The organism is Pseudoflavonifractor phocaeensis, from assembly GCF_021531375.1.
In the GTDB taxonomy this organism is placed as follows: Bacteria; Bacillota; Clostridia; order Oscillospirales; family Oscillospiraceae; genus Lawsonibacter; species Lawsonibacter phocaeensis_B.
Window position 1 is genome coordinate 1 of record NZ_JADYTU010000006.1, and the last position, 19,814, is coordinate 19,814.

General features: G+C 61.5%; 18 protein-coding genes, 2 tRNA genes and 1 pseudogene. 9 read left to right on the top strand and 12 right to left on the bottom strand.

Translation table 11 applies throughout. The features are described 5' to 3' along the window. Positions 1–216: hypothetical protein (locus I6E39_RS03750; RefSeq protein WP_235380143.1), on the bottom strand; the 216-nt coding region annotated here is incomplete at its 3' end. Positions 217–447: 231 nt separating this feature from the next. On the opposite strand from I6E39_RS03750, the gene I6E39_RS03755 reads away from it, so the two are divergent. Both I6E39_RS03755 and I6E39_RS03760 read left to right on the top strand, forming a co-directional pair. Continuing rightward, positions 448–795, top strand: a complete 348-nt coding sequence (locus I6E39_RS03755; protein ID WP_235380145.1) for an Asp23/Gls24 family envelope stress response protein — start codon at positions 448–450, stop codon at positions 793–795. A 27-nt stretch (positions 796–822) separates the two neighbouring features. After that, on the top strand, positions 823–2,511 hold the full coding sequence (locus tag I6E39_RS03760) for a DAK2 domain-containing protein (protein ID WP_235380147.1): 1,689 nt from the start codon (positions 823–825) through the stop codon (positions 2,509–2,511). Between the two features lie 75 nt (positions 2,512–2,586). Here the strand turns inward: I6E39_RS03760 and I6E39_RS03765 are convergent, their stop codons facing one another. The 4 genes from I6E39_RS03765 to I6E39_RS03780 all read right to left on the bottom strand — a co-directional run bounded on the left by I6E39_RS03765 (position 2,587) and on the right by I6E39_RS03780 (position 8,680). After that, positions 2,587–4,329: a [FeFe] hydrogenase, group A gene (locus I6E39_RS03765; protein WP_235380149.1), complete on the bottom strand. Its 1,743-nt coding sequence runs from the start codon at positions 4,327–4,329 to the stop codon at positions 2,587–2,589. Continuing rightward, entirely contained in the window at positions 4,323–6,158 is a 1,836-nt protein-coding gene (locus I6E39_RS03770) for an NAD(P)-binding protein (RefSeq protein WP_235380151.1), read from the bottom strand. The genes I6E39_RS03765 and I6E39_RS03770 overlap by 7 nt, the downstream gene beginning before the upstream one ends. Before the next feature lie 554 nt (positions 6,159–6,712). Next, positions 6,713–7,516: an SDR family NAD(P)-dependent oxidoreductase gene (locus I6E39_RS03775; RefSeq protein ID WP_235380153.1), complete on the bottom strand. Its 804-nt coding sequence runs from the start codon at positions 7,514–7,516 to the stop codon at positions 6,713–6,715. A gap of 252 nt (positions 7,517–7,768) precedes the next feature. After that, the gene (locus tag I6E39_RS03780) at positions 7,769–8,680 is read right to left on the bottom strand and encodes a phosphate acyltransferase (RefSeq protein ID WP_235380155.1); all 912 of its coding nucleotides are present in this window, start codon (positions 8,678–8,680) and stop codon (positions 7,769–7,771) included. A 331-nt stretch (positions 8,681–9,011) separates the two neighbouring features. Here I6E39_RS03780 and I6E39_RS03785 point away from each other — a divergent pair, with 331 nt between their 5' ends. From I6E39_RS03785 to mgtE, 3 genes are all read left to right on the top strand, one after another. Further along, complete coding sequence (locus I6E39_RS03785) at positions 9,012–10,139, top strand: DUF3048 domain-containing protein (protein WP_235380157.1); 1,128 nt, start codon at positions 9,012–9,014, stop codon at positions 10,137–10,139. A 4-nt stretch (positions 10,140–10,143) separates the two neighbouring features. Then, positions 10,144–10,608 carry a methylated-DNA--[protein]-cysteine S-methyltransferase gene (locus I6E39_RS03790; RefSeq protein ID WP_235380159.1) on the top strand — a complete coding sequence of 155 codons (465 nt, stop codon included), beginning with the start codon at positions 10,144–10,146 and terminating at the stop codon, positions 10,606–10,608. A 407-nt stretch (positions 10,609–11,015) separates the two neighbouring features. Next, on the top strand, positions 11,016–12,365 hold the full coding sequence (gene mgtE / locus I6E39_RS03795; protein WP_235380161.1) for a magnesium transporter: 1,350 nt from the start codon (positions 11,016–11,018) through the stop codon (positions 12,363–12,365). Between the two features lie 72 nt (positions 12,366–12,437). Here mgtE and prfB read toward each other — a convergent pair whose 3' ends face one another. Next, the gene (prfB, locus tag I6E39_RS03800; protein ID WP_235380163.1) at positions 12,438–13,559 is read right to left on the bottom strand and encodes a peptide chain release factor 2; all 1,122 of its coding nucleotides are present in this window, start codon (positions 13,557–13,559) and stop codon (positions 12,438–12,440) included. A gap of 474 nt (positions 13,560–14,033) precedes the next feature. Between prfB and I6E39_RS03805 the strand changes: the two genes are divergently transcribed. Together I6E39_RS03805 and I6E39_RS03810 are read left to right on the top strand one after the other, a co-directional pair. Further along, a tRNA-Leu gene (locus I6E39_RS03805) sits at positions 14,034–14,120 on the top strand. Positions 14,121–14,124: 4 nt separating this feature from the next. Next, positions 14,125–14,200: transfer RNA gene (locus tag I6E39_RS03810), tRNA-Met, on the top strand. Between the two features lie 75 nt (positions 14,201–14,275). On the opposite strand, the gene I6E39_RS03815 is transcribed toward I6E39_RS03810, so the two are convergent. The 6 genes and pseudogenes from I6E39_RS03815 to I6E39_RS03835 form a co-directional block, all read right to left on the bottom strand. Beyond that, a complete protein-coding gene (locus I6E39_RS03815; protein WP_235380164.1) occupies positions 14,276–14,563 on the bottom strand; it encodes a hypothetical protein in 288 nt (95 codons plus the stop codon). 73 nt (positions 14,564–14,636) lie between these two features. Then, positions 14,637–14,732: pseudogene (locus I6E39_RS11205) on the bottom strand (helix-turn-helix domain-containing protein); the annotation flags it as partial. Positions 14,733–14,853: 121 nt separating this feature from the next. Beyond that, on the bottom strand, positions 14,854–15,762 hold the full coding sequence (locus I6E39_RS03820) for an RluA family pseudouridine synthase (protein WP_235380165.1): 909 nt from the start codon (positions 15,760–15,762) through the stop codon (positions 14,854–14,856). Further along, positions 15,737–16,231 carry a signal peptidase II gene (gene lspA / locus I6E39_RS03825; protein WP_235380167.1) on the bottom strand — a complete coding sequence of 165 codons (495 nt, stop codon included), beginning with the start codon at positions 16,229–16,231 and terminating at the stop codon, positions 15,737–15,739. Before lspA ends, I6E39_RS03820 begins: the two co-directional genes overlap by 26 nt. Before the next feature lie 232 nt (positions 16,232–16,463). Next, the gene (locus I6E39_RS03830; RefSeq protein WP_235380169.1) at positions 16,464–17,468 is read right to left on the bottom strand and encodes an ATP-binding protein; all 1,005 of its coding nucleotides are present in this window, start codon (positions 17,466–17,468) and stop codon (positions 16,464–16,466) included. Between the two features lie 3 nt (positions 17,469–17,471). Then, entirely contained in the window at positions 17,472–18,416 is a 945-nt protein-coding gene (locus tag I6E39_RS03835; RefSeq protein WP_235380171.1) for a DnaD domain protein, read from the bottom strand. Positions 18,417–18,612: 196 nt separating this feature from the next. Between I6E39_RS03835 and I6E39_RS03840 the strand changes: the two genes are divergently transcribed. After that, a complete protein-coding gene (locus I6E39_RS03840; protein ID WP_235380173.1) occupies positions 18,613–19,197 on the top strand; it encodes a LysE family transporter in 585 nt (194 codons plus the stop codon). Between the two features lie 190 nt (positions 19,198–19,387). Beyond that, entirely contained in the window at positions 19,388–19,699 is a 312-nt protein-coding gene (locus tag I6E39_RS03845; RefSeq protein WP_235380175.1) for a cell division protein ZapA, read from the top strand. Positions 19,700–19,814: the final 115 nt, after the last annotated feature.

Here is a 19,814-nt window from a genome sequence, read left to right on the forward strand (position 1 = left end):
GCACAGCCCGGAGCCGGCCGCCCCCACCAGCGCCACCCCAAAGGGCGCGCAGTCCTCCAGCAGCACCACCCCGGACAGCACGGCCGCCAGCAGGAAATGGATGGCCGTTTCCGCCCCAAGAGTCACCGCCGCGGCGGACAGGCGGATCTGTCCCGTCCGGCTGGATTGCTGCCGCAGCTGGAGCAGCTTGCGCTTGAGTTGTTCTCTGGCTGTCATCGCCCGTCTCCTCCTGTGTGTCCGGCCCCTGAGTGCCTGTCCTGTTTGCGTCTCTGCCATTATATTCCAGTTTTTGGAAAAGGTCCGTCGAAACAGGGCAGGCGAAGGAGCGCGGCTTTGGTCGGAGGGAGGCGCGGCAATTGGGTCTTGTAATTTGGGGCAAAATCGAATACAATATAGCATGTATTGATATATTGTTCCCCATCCTCAGCGAAAGGAAGGTACAGACCCATGAAACTGCAAAACGATCTGGGTGAGATCTGCATCAGCAGCGAGGTGTTTACCGCCGTCACCGGCAGCGCGGCCACCAACTGCTACGGCGTCAAGGGCATGGCGGTCCGCTCCAAGACCGACGGACTGGTCCATCTCCTGAAGCGGGAGTCCATGGCCAAGGGCGTCAAGGTATATTACAATGAGGACGGCACCGTCTCCATTGAACTGCACATCATCGTGGAGAACGGGGTCAACCTCATGGCCGTTTGCCGGTCCATCATGAGCGAGGTCCGCTATGTGGTCAGCAAGACCACCGGGGTCGAGGTGGCCTCTGTGGATGTGTGCGTGGATTCCATGCGGTTTTAACCACTCGTAGAAAGGAATTTGCCGATTATGGTACGAAACATCGACGCGGCGGCTTTTCAGCGAATGGTCATTCACGGCGCCGCCTCCATCAACGCGCAGAAACAGCCCATCAACGATCTGAACGTATTCCCCGTTCCCGACGGCGACACCGGCACCAACATGTCCCTGACCATTGGGGCTGCCGCCGCCGAAATGAAAAAGAAGCGCTACGACACCGTGGGACAGGCCGCCCAGGGCACCGCCTCCGCTCTGCTGCGGGGGGCCCGTGGCAACTCCGGCGTCATTCTCTCCCTGCTGTTCCGGGGCTTTGCCAAGGCCATCAAGGAGAAGGAGAGCATGGACGGCCGGGATCTGGCCATCGCTCTGGACTTCGGCGTGGCCGCCGCCTATAAGGCGGTCATGAAGCCCGCCGAGGGCACCATCCTCACCGTCTCCCGTCTGGCCGCCGCCCGGGCCGCCGGAGCCGCCCGCGAGGACGACAATCTGGAGGCCGTACTGGAGGCCGCCATTCAGGAGGGTCAGACTGCCCTGGCCAACACCATCAACCAGAACCCGGTGCTGAAAAAGGCTGGCGTGGTGGACGCCGGCGGCAAGGGCTTTCTAGTCATCCTCCAGGGCATGCTGGACGAGCTGCGGGGAGAACCCATGCCCGAGAGCGGCGAGGAGACCGAGCAGGCCAAGGAAAAAGCCGAGTTCAGCGAAATGGCGGACGAGGAGATCACCTTTGCCTTTGACACGGTGTTCATCGTGCGGAAAAACGCCCCCGAGGTGAATCTGGACCCCTTCCGCGCCTATCTGAACAGCATCGGCGACAGTCTGGTCATCGGCGAGGACGACGAGGCCTTCAAAGTCCATGTCCATACCAACACCCCCGGCGACGCCCTCAACGAGTCCCAGAAGTACGGCACTCTGGAGCTGGCCAAGATCGAGAACATGCGTACCCAGCGGGACGATCTGGCCGCCGGCCGCAAGGCCCAGAGCACCGACGATCTGGAGGCGGTGGAGGCCGAGTTGGAAGCCGGGACCCCCTCCGCTCCGGTGAAGGCCGCTCCCGAGAAGAAATTCGGCTATGTGGCCGTCTGCGCCGGCGAAGGACTGGAGGCCGTGTTCCGCGACCTGGGCGTGGACGGGCTGGTGGGCGGCGGTCAGACCATGAACCCCTCCACCGAGGACATTTTAAAGGAGATCGACGCCACCCCGGCGGAGATCGTCTATGTCCTGCCCAACAATAAGAACATCATCATGGCCGCCCAGCAGTGTGTCCCCCTGTGCGAGGACAAGAAGGTGGTGGTCCTCCAGACCAAGACGGTGCCCCAGGGCATCTCCGCCATGCTGGCCGCCGACCCCGACGCCAGTGAGGAGGACAACACCTCCGCCATGACCGAGGCCTTCAGCCGGGTCCGCACCAGCGAGATCACCTATGCCGCCCGGGACTCCGACTTCGGCGGCTTCGCCATCAAGCAGGGCGACTATCTGGCTTTGGAGGAGCACCAGCTCTTCGGCACCGACCAGGATCTGGAGGCTCTGCTGGACCGTCTGGCCCACGCCCAGAGCCACCAGGACGCGGAGTTCATCTCCCTGTTCTACGGCGAGGACGTCACCGAAGAGCAGGCCCAGAAGGCAGAGGCCATCTTCGCCGCCGCCTGCCCCAACGCCGAGGTCAGCCTGCTGCCCGGCGGACAGCCTGTCTACTACTATATGATCTCCGCCGAGTAACAAAATCACCATAAAAAACCTCCGCGGTCCCACAGGACCGCGGAGGTTTTTTCATAATATACAGAACGCGGAAATTTACTCCTGGTTGGGCATGTTCCAGCCCTTGTGATTGGTGTGGAGCAGCTCCTCCGCCTTCTCGCTGAGGGGCGCGCCCAGGAACTCCTTGTACAGGGCCTGGACCTGGGGATTCTCATGGGAGAAGCGCATGGTATTGGCCTTATCCAGATCATACAGCCGTCCGCCGCGAACGCCATACAGCTCCCGGTCCTCAATGTCGATGGGCTGGCCGCCGCCGCCCACGCAGCCGCCGGGGCAGGCCATGACCTCCACGAAGTCATAGTGGACCTTCCCCGCCTTCAGCTGCTCCACCAGCTTCCGGGCGTTACCCAGACCGCTGACCACGGCGCAGCGCACGGGGATGCCGGCCACCTCATAGGTGGCTTCCCGCAGGCCGGGCCCGGTACGGACCTCGGCAAAGGCCTCGGGATCGGGGTTCTCGCCGGTGAGGACATAGGCGGCGGTGCGCAGGGCCGCCTCCATGACGCCGCCGGTGGCGCCGAAGATGACGCCGGCGCCGGTGTGGGTCCCCATGGGATCATCCAGGGGCTCCTCAGGGATGCAGGCGGGGTCCAGCTTGTCGGCCCGGATCATCCGTACGAACTCACGGGTGGTAAGGACCATGTCCACATCGGGTCCGTGCTCGGTACGCATGGTGGGCAGGTCGCACTCCGCCTTCTTGGCTACGCAGGGCATGATGGACACGCAGAAGATCTTCTCCGGCTCCACGCCCAGCTTCTTGGCCAGCCAGCTCTTGGCCACGCTGCCGAACATCTGCTGGGGGGACTTGGCGGTGGACAGCTGGTTGGTCAGCTCGGGGTACTGGCCCTTCAGGAAGCGCACCCAGCTGGGACAGCAGCTGGTGAACATGGGCCAGCGGGTCAGGCCGCCGGACTTCAGGCGGTGGATGAACTCGTTGCCCTCCTCCATAATGGTCAGGTCGGCGCTGAAATTGGTGTCAAAGATGTAGTCAAAGCCCAGCCGTCGCAGGGTTCCGGCCATCCGCTCCATGGTGGCCTCCTCCCGCTTCAGACCGAATGCCTCGCCCCATGCGGTACGGACGGCGGGGGCCACCTGGACCACGGTGATCTTGTCCGGGTCCGCCAGCGCGGCGAAGGCCCGGCCGGTGTCGTCCCGCTCCCGCAGGCCGCCCACGGGGCAGTGGGTAATGCACTGGCCGCACAGGGCGCAGTCGGAGTCCTTGATGACCCGGTTGTTGGACACGTCGATGGTGGTCCGGCTGCCGGTTCCGGCCAGGTCCCAGATGCTCAGGGACTGGATCTTGTCGCAGACCTGGACGCAGCGCATACACTTGATGCACTTGTTATAGTCGTGGTACAGGGGGAAGGTGGTGGTCCAGGCTCCCCGCAGCCCCCGGGGCAGCTGGGTCTCGTAGGGCAGTTCCAGGATACCCAGGTCGTTGGCAATGGTCTGGAGCTGGCAGTTCCCGCTACGCACACAGGTGGCGCACTTGCAGTCGTGCTGGGACAGGATCAGCTCTACGTTGGTCCGGCGGGTGGTCCGGGCACGGGGAGAATTGGTGTGGACCACCATGCCCTCCATCACCGGGCTGTTGCAGGCGGTGACCATGGCCCGCTCACCCTCCACCTCCACGCAGCACACGCGGCAGGCGGCGATCTCGTTGATTCCCTTCAAATAGCACAGGTGGGGGATCCGAATGTTGACGGCCTTGGCCGCCTCCAGGATGGTAGTCCCCTCGGGCACCTGGATCTTCTGGCCGTCGATGGTCAAGGTTACCATTCCGTGTTCCTCCCTCCCTTAAAGCTTCCATAGCCGAAGTGGTCGCACCGCAGGCAGCGGCTGGACTCCTGCTGGGCCTCCTCCAGGCTCATGCCGTCCACGACCAGTGAGAAATTGCCCTTGCAATCGGGGGTGCAGTTGCTCTTCAGATTCACGCGGCCGCAGGGAGGCGTGTTGGTGAAGTGGGCGGGCGGGACCTCCACGTCGCAGCTGATCTTATGGTCGAAGCCCAGATAGGCGTCGATATTGGCGGCGGCCACCTTGCCGCCGGCTACCGCGCGGATCACCGTGGCCGGGCCGGACACCGCGTCGCCGCCGGCAAAGACGTTGCCCACGCCGGGGACGGAGCTGGTCAGGTCCGCCTGGATAGCGCCCCGGTTGGTAGTCACACCGATGGCCTCAAAGGGCTGGGCCACGATGGCCTGGCCGATGGCCACGATCACATAGTCACAGGGGATGCGGAACTCCCTGGCGTCGGCATTATTGGGCTTAGGCCGGCCGTCCTTTCCGTAGGGACCGATGACCTGGGGCCGGGTCCACAGGGCGGCTACCTTGCCCTCCTCGTCCGCCTCGATGCGGGCGGGAGCCTGAAGGGGCAGGATCTGGCAGCCCTCGGCCATGGCTTCCTCGATCTCTTCGGGCAGGGCGGTCATATCCTCCACCCGTCGGCGGTAGACACAGGTGACGCTCTCGGCGCCCAGACGCTTGGCCGTGCGGGTGGCGTCCATGGACACGTTGCCGCCGCCCACCACGCAGACCTTTTTGCCGGTGAAGTCGGGGACGTTCCCCTCGCCGATGCCCCGGAGCAGGGCCACGGCGCTGATGACATTGGCGGAGTCCTCGCCCTCCAGGCCCAGCTTCTTGTCGTTGTGGGCGCCGATGGCGATATACACCGCGTCATAGCTCTTCTGGATGTCCTCCATTGCCAAGTCCTTTCCGATGGACACCCCGGTGTGGACCTTGATGCCGACGGACAGGATGTACTCGATGTCCCGGTCCAGGATGTCCTGGGGCAGCCGGTAGTCGGGGATGCCGTACCGCAGCATGCCGCCCAGCTTGGGCCGCTGCTCGTACACCGTCACCTCATGTCCCATGAGGGACAGGTAATAGGCCGCCGTCAGACCGCCGGGGCCGCCACCGATGACGGCCACCGTCTTCCCGGTGGACTCGGCGCAGGGGGGCGCCTTCACCGTCTGAGCGTGGTCCACGGCGAACCGCTTCAGGCCGCAGATATTGACGGCGTCGTCCACCATCCGGCGGCGGCAATGGGCCTCGCAGGGGTGCTCGCACACATAGGCGCAGGCGGAGGGGAAGGGGTTGTCTTTCCGGATCAGCTTCACCGCGTCATCGTACCGGCCCTCCCGCACCAGAGCCACATAGCCGGGCACGTCCACATGGGCGGGGCAGACAGAGACGCAGGGCACCGGGTGGCTCAGGCCGCAGATACAGCGGCCGTGGAGAACATGCTCCTCATAGTCCTCCCGGAAGCCGCGGACGCCCTTGAGCACCATATGGGCCGCCTCATAGCCGATGGCGCAGTCCGCCGAATCGGCGATGACCTGGGCGGTGCTCTCGATCAGGTCAATGGTCTCCAAGGTGGCGGTGCGGTCCAGCACCCGCTCGATCAGGACCTCCAGCTGGCTCAGTCCCACCCGGCAGGGCACGCATTTGCCGCAGGTCTGGGCGTGGCACAGCCGCAGATAGTTCAGAGACATGTCCACCGGGCACAGACCGGGGGAGCTGGCGCTGATCCGCCGCTCCATATCCCGATGGAGTCCTCCCAGGACGGTTTGTGCCCGCCCCGGTGTCTCAATGGATAATCGGCTCATTTATGTTCCTCCTCATCCAAAATCCCGGTCCGGCGTCCCGCCGCCGCTCCGCCCATAGCCGCGGGCCCCGGCAGCGCCGTTCCGAACCGGAACTCTTCCAAAATCACAGCCCTTTTGGCTGTCTCAGTTTGAGTCTCGCTGGTTATGTTCCACCCGGGCTCCGGTTTTGGACCGGTCCGGGCTTATCCCCACGGCCTCTCTTTCTTCCCATCCGGGGCCGCGGTTTATGTGTCTGCTCTGTCCGCGCTGGGAAAACAAGCTGCTCCACCGTCTCCGTCAGGCAGGCCTGCATGTTCTGTTTTTGGGCTGTATGGACAAGACCCCTTTCACGGTCTTTGGAGACCTGATGAATTTTATTTACCCGTTTTATTTCACATATGTATGAACCTACCATATTCCCGCATCTTTGTCAACACCGTTTGCAATGTCAGTCATCGTTTTCCTTCATTTTTACAAAAAAGAACCCGGCGCCGCAGACCTGCGGCGCCGGGTCTTGATAGGTTGAATTCAGTTCCCCGATCCGGGGTCTCTGGGATCTCTCCGGCCCACGGATATCACCATGTGCGACCGGCCATGGTGCGGAACTGGGCAACGGTGGGCGTGTGGGAATTCAGGCCGCCGTCACAGGTGAGCACCTGTCCGTTCATATAGTCAGACTCATCGCTGACCAAGTAGACGCAGAGATGACCGATATCCTCAGGAGCGCCGTAGCGGGTGCCCAGGATATTGGATAGGAAGATGGTCTTGAGGGCGTCGGGGATGCGGCCCTCATTCTGCGGCGTCACGATCAGGCCGGGACGGACACAGTTGCAGCGAATGTTCTTCGGGCCGTACATGCAGGCCACATACTCCGTCAGCTTATCCACGCCGGACTTGGCGCAGGCGTAGGCGATAGTCCCCAGGTCGCCGCCAGCGCTGGCCATGGAGCCGATATTCACGATGCTGCCGCCCTTCTCATTTTTGAGCAGGTAAGGGAGCACTTCCTTGATCATGTTGAAGGTACCGCCCAGATCGGTGGTGACCACGGCGTTGAACTCCTCCAGGGTCAGTTCGTCCACCCGGCCGTCCTTCAGGCCCATGCCCGCGGCGTTGTTGACCAGGGCGTCGATGTGGCCGAATTTCTCGGCGGTGTCGGCGATCAGCGCGTGCATGGATTCGGTGCTGGTCAGGTCAAAAGCGTGGAACCACGCCTTGCCGCCGGCGGCCTCGATCTCATTGACTACCTTCTGTCCTCTCTCCACGTTGCGGCCGGTAATGACCACCTGGGCAGCCTCCGCGGCGCAGAGCTTCGCGATCCCGATACCGATGCCGCTGGTGGACCCGGTGACGATCACGACTTTGTCCTTCAATCTGTCCATAGCTGTACCTTCCTGTTTCTGTCATGTAGATTTTTGAGAGATATCAAAACATCCGAAATTACAACTTCCGAAGTCCTTTCCTGCATGTATTTTTCGGGTGTAATTCTCTCTTGGTTATTTTATACACCAAGGTCTCAAAATTTGCAAATGTTTTTTGACGCGTTTTACATCTTTTTTTGCGTTCTCTTTCATTTCGGGATAAAATATACCCGGCGCCTGAAAGTCAGGCGCCGGGTTTGGTCAAATTTTGATTCAGTCTTTCGCCGAGAGGGCCGTGCAGAAGGCCAGGGAGTGGAACGCCACTTCCTTATCGTCGCTGCGGGAGGTAAGGGCCACCGGCACCTTGGCGCCGATGACCACGCCGCAGGTCTTGGCGTGGGCGTGCATCTGCCAGCATTTGACGATCAGGTTGCCCGCCAGCAGGCTGGGGACGATAATGCCGTCAAACTCGCCGCACAGGGGGCAGTCATAGCCCTTCAGCCGGGCGGCTTCCTTGGACAGGATCAGGTCGTAAGCAATGGGACCCACCAGATTGCAGTCGGCAATGGGCCGGTGCTCGTGCTCCCGCACCAGCTCCTGGGCCTCGACGGTGTCCTTCATATGGAACGCCACCTTCTCCACCATGGACAGCAGGGCGATGTTGGGCTTTTCATACCCCACTGCCTTCAGGGTCTCCACCATGTTGCCGATGATCAACTTCTTCTGCTGGAGGTTAGGCTCGATGGTCACGGTCACGTCTCCGATGGCGATGACCTTGGGGTACTCGGGCATGCAGACCAGGTCAATGTGGGTCAGCAGCTTGTCGGTACGCAGGCCGTTCTCCGGCACCAGCAGGGGCAGCAGAAATTCCCGGGTCTGGGTATTGCCGCGCATGAGCATGTCCCCTTCCCCCTGTTTGACCAAATCCACTGCCGTCTGGGCCACGTTCTCCCCGGGCTGGGTGGCCGCCAGGCGGTAAGGCTTGTCCTTCAGACCCAGCCGCTCCAGCATGGGGACCACCTTGCTCTCCTCCCCTACCAGAACCGGGGTGACAAAGCCCGCGTCCTGAGCCTCGAACGCGCCCAGCAGGATATTTTCCGCGTCCGCCCCGGCGATCACCACCCGTTTGGGCTTAGAAACCTGTTTGGCCCGCTCCACGATCGGTTCGAAATTTTTCAGCGCCATATCCATACGTCTCCTTACACCTTAAATTAAATAGATAGTCCGTTTCAGATAGTTGAAAGGTACCCATGGGGCTGCTGCCGTATATTTTAGCATCTTCTCCCTTATGGTACAAGAGCAACTTTCACAAAAAATGGAATTTTCCTTCCGATTTTTTTAAAAAACCTCTTTTTTTACAACTCTTTTTCCCCTTCGTCCCCGCGCTGCCATCCGGTCCGCCCTTCAACGGAGCGCCCGGTCCCATTTCACCCGGGAGATTTGTCCCTTTCGGTTGACAGAATCAGGTCGAAAACGGTATGATAGCAGTAAGAATATGGAATTGGGAGGGTCCGCCATGAAGGTCAACCGTCTGCTTTCTCTGCTGCTCGCCGTGCTCCTGGTCCTGCCGCTGTACTCCTGCGGAAAACCGGAAGGAGCGGCCTCCTCCAGCGCCGACAGCTCCATGCCCGACGAACCCAACGTGTCAGTCATCGCCCCGGTGGAGCCCGAGCCGGAACCGGAGCCGGAACCGGAGCCGGAACCCGCCCTTCCCTATGTCAACCCCCTCACCGGCGAGGGCTGCGAGACCGACATCGGCCAAAACCGCCCCATCGCCATTATGCTGAACAACCACAAAAAGGCCATGCCCCAGCTGGGGGTGTCCCAGGCGGATATCATCTATGAGCTGCCCGCCGAGGGGGGCATCACCCGGATGATGGGAGTGTTCCAGAGCGTGGAGGGCGTGGGCGAGATCGGCACCGTCCGCTCCGCCCGGGACTACTACGTCTCCCTGGCCTACGGCCACGACGCCATCTACCTCCACGCCGGCGGCAGCCCCCAGGCCTATGACGCCATCCAGAATTGGGGCATCACCGCCCTGGACTGCGTCAACGGCCCCTACGAGGGCACCCTGTTCTGGCGGGACCAGGCCCGGCGGAAGAACGCCGGACTGGAGCACTCCGTCCTCACCTCCGGGGACAAGATCCTGGAGCTGCTGCCCACCTATAAACGGGTCACCCTGACCCACCGGGAGGGCTATGCGGACCCGCTGCATTTCATGCAGCCGGAGGAAAAGGCCGTGGGAGAAGCCGCCAACACGCTTTCGGTGAAATTTTCCAGCTACAAGACCGGCGTGTTCACCTATGACAGTGACACCGGCCTGTACAAGGTAGAGGAGTATGGGGCCCCCTATGTGGATGGCAACACCGGAGAGCAGGTGGCAGTGAAAAACGTACTGGTGCTGTACACCGACGTGGCTAACATCAAGGGGGACGACAAGGGCCGTCTCACCGTCCGCACCACAGGGACCGGAGAGGGCCTGTTCCTCTGCGACGGGGTCCAGCAGCCCATCCGTTGGGCCAAAAAGGACAACAAGTCCCCTATGACCTTCACGACCCCCGACGGCTCCAGCCCCATTGAGCTGGGGATTGGCCATACTTATATTAATATCGCGGGCGCTTCTGCCACGGTAACGGTGGTGTAACACGATGGAATTCTATCTCTTTGATACCCCCCTGGGCCAAATGGGCCTGGGGGAGGAGGAGGAGGCCGTCACCCGGCTCTATCTGCCGGGCGTCCCCACTCCCCGGCTCATGTCCCGCCCCACTCCGCTGCTGGAGGAGGGGCGGCGGCAGCTGCTGGACTATCTGGCGGGAAACCGGGAATACTTTGAACTGCCCCTGTCTCCCAAAGGGACCCCCTTCCAGAAGAAAGTTTGGAACGCCCTCCGGGCCATCCCTTACGGACAGACCCGGTCCTACCGGGATATCGCGCTGGCGGTGGACTGTCCCCGGGGCTTCCGGGCGGTGGGGATGGCCAACAACCGCAATCCTATCCCCATCCTCATCCCCTGCCACCGGGTGGTGGGTGCGGACGGCTCCCTCACCGGCTACGCCGGGGGGCTGGAGCTGAAGCGGGCCCTGCTTACCCTGGAGGGCGCCTCGCCCCGCTGAAAAACTTTCGGCGCGGCTTGCAAAACCAGTAGATAAAATGATATAATTTCAGCGGCATCCCAGGATGCCGCCTAAACCACCTATGAAAGGAAGTGGGATCCAGCGTGGACGGTCGAAGTCGTCACCGGGACACTGAGCTTTGCTGCCACAGACGATGGGCAGCAGGTCCGGACCGGCCTCTCGCCGGGTCTCCCTCCTGCTGCCGGAGCTGACAAGAGCCCAAGGCGCTTTGCGCCTTCCTCTCCGATCCCCGTTTGTGCGCGGCCACAGGCTGGCAAGAAGTATTTTGAAGTCGGCAAACTTTGTCCAGTTTGCTCTTCTTTGTCGTCTTCAAAATACCTTTTGCGCCTGTGGCTTTTTGTGCCCCACTTTCCAGCCAGAGCAAGACAGAAAGGGGAGAAGTCACAATGCACGAAAACTACGATTTGGACCAGCTTTTGGAGCTGGTGGCCCGGAAGCAATTCCGCCGTTTGAAGGACCTGCTGTCCGAAATGAACGAGGTCGATGTGGCCGAGTTCCTGGACGAATTGGAACCGGAGCAGCAGGCCGTTGTCTTCCGCCTGCTGCCCAAGGACATGGCAGCGGAAGTCTTTACCTACCTGGAGGACAGCGAGGACCAGGAAAAGCTGATCGGCGCTCTCAGCGATAAGGAGCTGCGTGAGGTGCTGGATGAGCTGTACCTGGACGATACCGTGGATATCATCGAAGACATGCCCGCCAACGTGGTGTCCCGTATCCTGCGCAACACCGACGCCTCCACCCGCAACCAGATCAACCAGCTGCTCAATTATCCCAAGGACTCCGCCGGCTCCATCATGACCACGGAGTTCGTCTACCTCCACCCCGACGCCACGGTGGAGGAGTCCTTTGCCCGCATCCGAAAAGTGGGCCTGGACAAGGAGACGGTGTACACCTGCTACGTCACCAAAAACCGGGTGCTGCTGGGCGTAGTCACCGTCAAGACCATGCTCCTGTCCCCCTACGAGACCCGCATCGGCGACATCATGGAGTCCAACGTCCTGTCCGTCAAGACCCACGAGGACAAGGAGGACGTGGCTCAGATGTTCTCCAAGTACGACCTGTCCGCCATCCCCGTGGTGGACAACGACGACCGGCTGGTGGGCATCGTGACCTTCGACGACGCCATGGACGTTATCGAGGAGGAGGCCACCGAGGATATCGAAAAGATGGCCGCCATCCTGCCCACCGACAAGCCCTATTTCCAGACCGGCGTGGTGGAGACCTGGAAGCACCGGATCCCCTGGCTGCTGCTGCTGATGATCTCGGCCACATTTACCGGGACCATCCTGGGATTTTTTGAGGAAGCGCTGGCCGCCAACGCGGCTCTCACCCTGTTCATCCCCATGCTGATGGACACCGGCGGCAATTCCGGCGGCCAGGCCTCTGTAACGGTGATCCGTGCCATGTCTTTGGGCGACATCGAGTTTTCCGACCTGTTCCGGGTCATCTGGAAAGAGCTTCGGGTGGCACTGCTGTGCGCCATGACCCTTGCCGTCGTCGTGTTTATCAAAGTGATCGTGATCGACCGCAAGGGCCTGATGGTGGCTTTGGTGGTCGCCATGACGATCCTGGTCACCATCGTCATCGCCAAGCTGGTGGGATGCACCCTGCCCATGCTGGCCAAGAAGCTGGGCTTTGACCCCGCCGTGATGGCCTCCCCCTTCATCACCACCGTGGTGGACGCCCTCTCCCTGCTCGTCTACTTTGCCATCGCCACCCGGATTCTGGGGCTCTGAAGCTCATAAAGACGCAAAAAAGGACGCCGTTCGGCGTCCTTTTTTGATGAAGTCGTTCACTTTTCACATAAATTACTTAGTGGCCCAGTTGCCCGTGGCCTCGCAGGTCAGGTAGGCATTGATGAAGCCGTCCAGGTCGCCGTCCATCACAGAGCCTATGTTGCTGGTCTCGAAGGCAGTGCGGTTATCCTTTACCATCTGGTAGGGCATGAAGACGTAGGAACGGATCTGGCTGCCCCACTCGATCTTCAGCTGGACGCCCTTCAGGTCGGAGATCTTCTCCGCCTTCTCCTGCATCTGCAGCTCCACCAGCTTGGCCCGGAGCATCTTCATACAGTTGTCCTTATTCTGGAACTGGGAGCGCTCCTGCTGGCTGGCCACCACCACGCCGGTGGGCTTATGGATCAGACGGACGGCGGAGGAGGTCTTGTTGACGTGCTGGCCGCCGGCGCCGCTGGCGCGGTAGACCTGCATCTCGATGTCCTCGGGACGGATCTCGATCTCCACGTCCTCGGGCAGGTCGGGCATCACCTCGACGGAGGCGAAGGAGGTCTGCCGCCGGGCGTTGGCGTCGAAGGGGGACACCCGGACCAGGCGGTGGACGCCGTGCTCTCCGCGCAGGTAACCGTAGGCGTTCTCTCCCTCGATCATAATGGTGGCCGACTTGATGCCCGCCTCGTCGCCCTCCTGATAGTCCATGATCTGGTAGGTAAAGCCGTGGCGCTCGGTCCACCGGGTGTACATCCGGTAGAGCATCTGGGCCCAGTCCTGGGCCTCGGTGCCGCCGGCGCCGGGGTGGATGGTCAGGATCACGTTGGAGGCGTCGTACTCGCCGGTGAGCAGGGTCTGGAGCCGGGCGGTCTCCATATCGGCCTCCAGCTTGGCGTAGCCCTCCTCCAGCTCGGGGATCAGGGACTCGTCCTCAAACTCGTTGCCCATCTCGCACAGGGCCATCAGGTCGTCCCACTGGCCCTTCCGCTTATTTTGGCTGTCCACCTTGTCCTGGAGGTTCTTGATGCGCTGCTGCACCTTCTGGGCCTTGGCCAGATTGTCCCAGAAGCCGTCCGCGGCGGACTCCGCCTGGAGCATATCCAGCTCCCGCTCCGCCCCTTCCAGATCCAGGGCCCGGGCCAGCTCCTCCAGGGTGGGGGCCAGATTGTTCAGTTTGACTTTATACTCGTCGAATTGGAGCATAGGGTCCTCACTCTTTCCTGTAAACTCCCGGAACCACCGGGGAAACATATATTTTAGGCCCAATTATTATATATGACCCGGAAAGAAAAGTAAAGGAAAACCTGGCTTTCTCTCAAAAAAGGGACAAAAAGGCCGTCCCCTGCATAGGAGACGGCCCATTAGCGGTCACTGGCCAGCCAACTCTCCTCCCGAAAAATCAGATCGTCCACGTCATCCCGGGGATCGGGCCGGCGCGGCAGGTTCAAAATCGTGGTATTCAGTTCGTCCATAGGGGTTCCTCCTGTGAAAATTAGGTCTGGCCGGTTAAAGCCGATTTACATATCAATATATGCCGGACGAGCCAAGATATGTGCCGGATTTCGTACATCCATTGTAAAAAAAGATTCGGGAAAAATAGACGTTTTTTTCGCTTGACATAATAGCAAAACTGTGATAAGCTATTTTAGCATTCAAACGAGACCGGAAGCCACCCATGCCGGAGTGGCGGAATTGGCAGACGCCCGGGACTTAAAATCCCGTGGGAGTGATCCCGTGCCGGTTCGATCCCGGTCTCCGGCACCAATATCGCGGGGTAGAGCAGTTGGTAGCTCGTCGGGCTCATAACCCGGAGGTCGCAGGTTCAAATCCTGTCCCCGCAACCACATCGGAGCAAGCGTAATATCGCTTGCTCCATTTTTTGTGTAAAGAAAATGGGCGCGGCCAAGCCGCGCCCCCGTTTATTTCTTCTCTTCTTCCTCTGCCTCGGCCTTTTCATAGTAGTCCCGGTTGCGGATCTCGTCCAGAATCAGGCAGGTGCAGGATACGATCAGCATCCCCAGCATGAGCTGACCTAAGATCAGGATCCCGTCGTCGCCGTCGCCAAGGAACCTTCCAAGGGTCATGCCGAGCAAAATGATCCCGAAATACCACCCGGGCACCACCCCCAGCACCGGCCAAAAGGACACCCGGCGGTACCGGGGCTTCTTCTCCTCTTCCTCGCCATAGAACAGCCGCTCCGGCTCCACCTCCAGCGTCCGGGCGATCTGCTCCAGCGTCTCCAGTCCGGGACGGGACAGCCCCCGCTCCCCAGGCGGAGACCGTCTGCCGGGTCACATAGAGGGCCTGGGCAAACTGCTCCTGGGACAGGCCCTTCTCCTTCCGCAGGTTCTTAATGTTGACGGCAATGTCGTTCATGGAATCCCCTCCTTTTCTGCCTCCATCCTAACAGATGGGGTGAGATTTCTCAAGCAAATCATATTTGCCCCGGCCTTTTGGGCAAAAAATGGGGCCTCCGCCGGTGGGGAGGCCCCGTTTTTTATTTGTCGATCTGTTTCAGTACTTTTTCAAACCAGTCGGGCAGCGGGCACTCCAATTCCACCAGCTTTCCGGTGGTAGGGTGGACGAACCGCAGCCTCCGGGCGTGGAGGCACTGTCCGGCCAGGCCGGGCCAGGGCTTCTTGCTGCCGTAGACCACGTCTCCCAGCAGGGGGTGGCCAATGGAGGCCAGATGGACCCGGATCTGGTGGGTACGGCCGGTCTCCAGCCGGCACTCCACATGGGTATAGCCGGGGTAACGGCCCAGGACGGACCAATGGGTCACCGCCGGGCGGCCGTTTCGGTGGTCGATAGCCATTTTCTTCCGGTCCACCGGGTGGCGGCCGATGGGGGCGTCCACGGTGCCCGCGTCCTCCCGCAGATTGCCCACCGCCACCGCCTCATACACCCGGGCCAGGGAGTGGTCCTGGAGCTGGGCGGCCAGAGCCAGGTGGGCCCTGTCGTTCTTGGCGGCGATGATGAGGCCGGAGGTATCCCGGTCGATACGGTGGACGATGCCGGGGCGCAGTTCTCCATTGATTCCGGACAGTGTATTTCCGCAGTGATATAACAACGCGTTGACCAGGGTCCCGTCGGGATGGCCGGGGGCGGGGTGGACTACCAGCCCCACCGGCTTATTGACCACGATGACGTCCCCGTCCTCATATACCACGTCCAGCGGGATATCCTGGGGCAGGATGGCCACCGGCTCCGGGTCGGGCAGCACCGCCTCCAGCTGGTCGCCGGGGGCGGTCTTGTAGTTCTTCTTCACCGGGCGCCCCTCCAGCGTCACAGCCCCCTCTTCCAGCAGCCGCTGGGCGGCGGACCGGGTCAGGCCGGGGACCGACCGGGCCAGAAATGCGTCCGCCCGCTCTCCCGCCCGGTCAGCGGTCAGCGTCAGCGTTTCCATGGGGTTCTCCCTCCGCTTTGGGCTCCAGCTTGTCCATCAGGAACAGGTAGTAAACGCCGGCGGCAATGCCGCCCACCACCACGCAGATATCCGCCACATTGAATACGGCGAAGTTCATAAACAGCACGTTGAACATATCCACCACAAAGCCCCGGAATACCCGGTCGATGAGGTTGCCCACGGCCCCCGCCAGCAGCAGGGTCAGGGTCACCTTGCCCAGGGGATGGCGGAAAAAGTTTTTCCAGAGGGCCAGGGCCAGCACCACGGACATGACCAGCGACACCAGGGCCAGCATCCAGGTGTGCTCGGAGAAGATGGAGAAGGCGGCCCCTGTGTTCTGCACATAGGTCAGCTCCAGGAGATAGGGGATAAAGGGCACATGGCCCCCCAGGGGGATATTTTGCAGGACCAAATATTTGACCAGCTGGTCCAGGGCCACCAGGACCAGCGCAAGAATGGCATAGGGCATGGGCAGTTCCTCCGCAGTTGGCTGTGGTCCGCTTCCGCGCGGACCTGTCTGTGATTTCATTGTAACATATCTACCCGGGCAGAGAAAGCCCCTTTTCTCTGAAAATTTCGCGGCCGGCGGGGGAGACCGTCAAGCCCGGACGCGGCGCTGCCGCGTGAAGTATGACCGAGGTTCTTCTGTTCCATTCTAAAAAACGACAACCGCCAAAGCGCAAACACTTTGGCGGTCATCCTTACATCTGTCTCTTTTTCAGCAGCCGAATGTCGTCTCCGAAGAAGTGGAGGACGTGGTATTCCCCCTCCAGCCGGGACATGATCTGGGGCGAGTAGCGGCGGGCCGCCTCCTCCATGGACAAGTTGGAGGAGATGACCGTGTTCCGTCCCGACACCAGGCGGGTGTTCACCAGCTCGTACAGGGAGGACTGGGTGAGCTGGGTGGTCAGCTCGCTGCCCAGATCGTCCAGGATCAGCAGATCGCAGTTGAGATACCGCCGGGTCTCGTCCCGAGCCTCCCGGCCGTCGTCGCCGTCCCGCTGAAACTTCCGGGCCTCGAACTGGGCGAATACGTTGCCCGCCGTGTCGTATACCACGGAAAATCCGTTTTCCGACACGGTGCGGGCGATGCAGGCGGACAGGAAGGTCTTGCCCAGCCCCGGCGGGCCAGAGAGAAACAGGTTTCTGAAATAGAACCGCCCAAACTTCTGGGCGTAGTTCAGGCAGACCTCATAGACCAGCTCCATATTCTCCCGGGGGGACGCGCCCCGTCCGGACCAGGGAGTCTGGCTGTAATAGTCCAGCCGGAAGGTATCGAAGGACTGCTCCCCCAGGTTCAGCAGCTTGGACAGCTCCCGGATCTGCTCCTGGGCACACAGTTTTTGCAGACAGGCGCACATCTTCGCCCCCCGCCAGCCGGTGTCCCCGCACATGGGACAGGCGGGCTTGTCGTCCAGGGCGTCCTCGGGTAGGCCGATCCCCCCCAGCAACACCGCCCGCTCCCGCTGTAAGTCCAGGTTGCGCACCCGGATGGTCTGGATGGCCTGGGTAGGACTCTCCCCCTGGCGCAGGGCGGCGGCCATCAGCTGGGACATGGTGCCCTGAAGCTCCCGGTCCAGCCGGGCCAGCCGGGGCTCCTTCCCATAGGCCTCGGCCCGCAGCCGCTCCACCCGGTCCGACCGGGCCCGGCGCTCTCCCTCCAGGCGTTCCACCGCCCGGTGCAGCACGTTGGGATCGTATGCCACGGTTTATCCCTCCTCCTGTTTCATCCGCTCCACCATGCGGCGCATCCGTTCCATATCCTCCCGCGCCCGCTGCTCCTCCTGGGCGGGGACGGGCCGGGCCGTTTGGCCTCCCGCCTGTACCGGCCTGGGGTCCCGGTCCCCCGCCCGGACGGCGGCGGCGGTGTGCAGCCCCTTTTCGTGCCAGCGGCGGAGGATGCCGTTCATATAGCCCCAGTCCATAGACTGCTTTTTCAGCACAGTCTTTTCGTAAGCCATGCGGATGGTCTCGTCGTCGAAGCCCATGTCGTCCCAGGCGGCGATGTAGGTCTTTTCCCGGTCCACCAGGGGGCGAAGGGGAATATCCAGCAGACGGAGCACCTCTCCCTCCCGGCTCCGCAGCCGGGTCAGGCGCTGGATGTGGGCCTCGGCCCGCTCCATGGTATCGATGCCCCGGCGGGCCCAGGCAAAGCCCTCCTTCCGGATCTGGGACAGGAACGGCTTTCGGCCGGGACCGTATTTCCGTTCCGTCTCTTCGGTACACCAGCCCACCAGCATGAGGATGACCTCGGCGGGGAGAGCCAGGTGGTCGTAAAGGGTGTACAGGGTCTTCAAATCGTTGGCGGACAGCTTTTTGCCCAGCCGGCGCTCCACCTCGTCGCACAGGGCCGGGAAGGTGGAAGAGCGGTCCGTCAAAGCGGCGGTGATATCCTCCAGCGCGTAGTCCGGGGGCGGCGCCTCCTGGGGCGCCGGGTCGGGCATGGGGGTCTCCGCCGGGGCCAGGCCCTGGCTTTTCAGCCCCTCCAACGCCGCCCGGAGCCGGGGCTCCGGCCAGTTCAGCCCCCCGGGACTGCCCCGGCGCAACAGATGTATGTACAGCAGGGCGGCGTCGCCGCTGTCCAGCTTCAGCAGCCGGTCCGCCGCCTGGCCGCTCATGGCCAGCACCTCTCCGGGAATCAACGTCGGGACCACGGGAACACCACCTCCTTTGTCTATCCGGGTTCTTTCAGTTTTCTTATTGTACCGCAAATTTCCCCCGGCGTAAACAGGGAAAATCCGCTGCCTGCTTTTTGAAAACGCGGGGGCGGTTTGACAGCCTTTCGCCCCTGCTATATAATGATTTTTACCATGTTCCGGGCAAAACCGGAGTTCAAACAAGGAGACGGCCATGTTCAACTGGTTTTCCTTCCTGACCTACGCTTTCACCACGGCCTTTACGCCGGGGCCCAACAACATCATGTCCATGACCAACGCGGGACGCCGGGGCTTTCGGGGCGCCATGCCCTTCAATTTCGGCATTCTGGCCGGATTCACCATCGTGATGTTTTTATGCACCATCTTTTGCAGCGCTCTGTCCGCATGGGTCCCCAGGATCAAGATGCCAATGCTGGCGGCGGGTGCGGTCTATATGCTCTATTTGGCCTGGGAAACCTTTCGAGGCTCCGGGGATTTGGGTGGACACGCGGCCAAAGACGGCTTTTTCACCGCCCTGACGCTGCAGTTCATCAACCCCAAGCTCTACCTCTACTGCATCATGTCCATGGAGGCCTACATTCTCCCCTTCTACCAGGGGCGGCCTGGGGCGCTGATCTTTTTCGCCCTGCTGCTGTCCGCCATCGGCTTTGCCGCAACTCTGGCCTGGACGGCCTTCGGCTCCGCCTTCCGGCGGCTGTTTGAGCATCACGCCAAATTGGTGAACACCGTCATGGCCCTGCTGCTGGTATACTGCGCCGCATCCCTGTTCATGTCCTGATCCACCACTTCCCGCGGGACAGCGCTTTGCTGTTCCGCGGTTTTGCCTTTTCTCTGAAAAAACAAGCCAGAATGGGCAAAATTCATGGATTATTTATTTTTCAAATAGACCGGTCTGTGTTATAATGGGGATTAAGTTGGATGTTTGCGTCCATGGACGCCGAAAAGAGAAAACAGGGGGAGGAGTTCCGATGAAAAACAAAGTGGTGGTCACCATTTCCGGTCGGGATTATACCATGGTGGCGGTAGAGGACGAGACCTACGTCCGCCGCTGCGCGGCCCATGTGGACGCCCAGCTCCGCGAGGTCTCCAACAGCCGCCTTTCCCAGGCGGACGCCGCCGTGCTGGCGGCCATGAACATCGCCGACCAGTACTTTAAAGAGCAGGAGGCTGCGGAAAACCTGCGCCGCCAGATCAAGGACAACCTGGAGGAGGCCAACCGGCTGAAAATGGAGCTGTCCGAGGCCAAGCGGGAGATCTTCAAGCTGCAAAACCGAAAATAACCGTTTCAGTGTGGAAGTAGGAGTTAGGCGCTGTTGTGTCCGGCTTCGCCGGACACAACAACGCCGTCCAAGGCGGCACATCAAGTTTTAACTCCTAACTTCTTTATTCTTTATT

What these genes read in the sequence shown, in the direction of transcription:
- I6E39_RS03755 (WP_235380145.1), top strand. Translation starts at nt 448, where the DNA reads ATGAAACTGCAAAACGATCTGGGTGAGATCTGCATCAGCAGCGAGGTG.
- I6E39_RS03760 (WP_235380147.1), top strand. Translation starts at nt 823, where the DNA reads ATGGTACGAAACATCGACGCGGCGGCTTTTCAGCGAATGGTCATTCAC.
- I6E39_RS03765 (WP_235380149.1), bottom strand. Translation starts at nt 4,329, where the DNA reads ATGGTAACCTTGACCATCGACGGCCAGAAGATCCAGGTGCCCGAGGGG.
- I6E39_RS03770 (WP_235380151.1), bottom strand. Translation starts at nt 6,158, where the DNA reads ATGAGCCGATTATCCATTGAGACACCGGGGCGGGCACAAACCGTCCTG.
- I6E39_RS03775 (WP_235380153.1), bottom strand. Translation starts at nt 7,516, where the DNA reads ATGGACAGATTGAAGGACAAAGTCGTGATCGTCACCGGGTCCACCAGC.
- I6E39_RS03780 (WP_235380155.1), bottom strand. Translation starts at nt 8,680, where the DNA reads ATGGCGCTGAAAAATTTCGAACCGATCGTGGAGCGGGCCAAACAGGTT.
- I6E39_RS03785 (WP_235380157.1), top strand. Translation starts at nt 9,012, where the DNA reads ATGAAGGTCAACCGTCTGCTTTCTCTGCTGCTCGCCGTGCTCCTGGTC.
- I6E39_RS03790 (WP_235380159.1), top strand. Translation starts at nt 10,144, where the DNA reads ATGGAATTCTATCTCTTTGATACCCCCCTGGGCCAAATGGGCCTGGGG.
- mgtE (WP_235380161.1), top strand. Translation starts at nt 11,016, where the DNA reads ATGCACGAAAACTACGATTTGGACCAGCTTTTGGAGCTGGTGGCCCGG.
- prfB (WP_235380163.1), bottom strand. Translation starts at nt 13,559, where the DNA reads ATGCTCCAATTCGACGAGTATAAAGTCAAACTGAACAATCTGGCCCCC.
- I6E39_RS03820 (WP_235380165.1), bottom strand. Translation starts at nt 15,762, where the DNA reads ATGGAAACGCTGACGCTGACCGCTGACCGGGCGGGAGAGCGGGCGGAC.
- lspA (WP_235380167.1), bottom strand. Translation starts at nt 16,231, where the DNA reads ATGCCCTATGCCATTCTTGCGCTGGTCCTGGTGGCCCTGGACCAGCTG.
- I6E39_RS03840 (WP_235380173.1), top strand. Translation starts at nt 18,613, where the DNA reads ATGTTCAACTGGTTTTCCTTCCTGACCTACGCTTTCACCACGGCCTTT.
- I6E39_RS03845 (WP_235380175.1), top strand. Translation starts at nt 19,388, where the DNA reads ATGAAAAACAAAGTGGTGGTCACCATTTCCGGTCGGGATTATACCATG.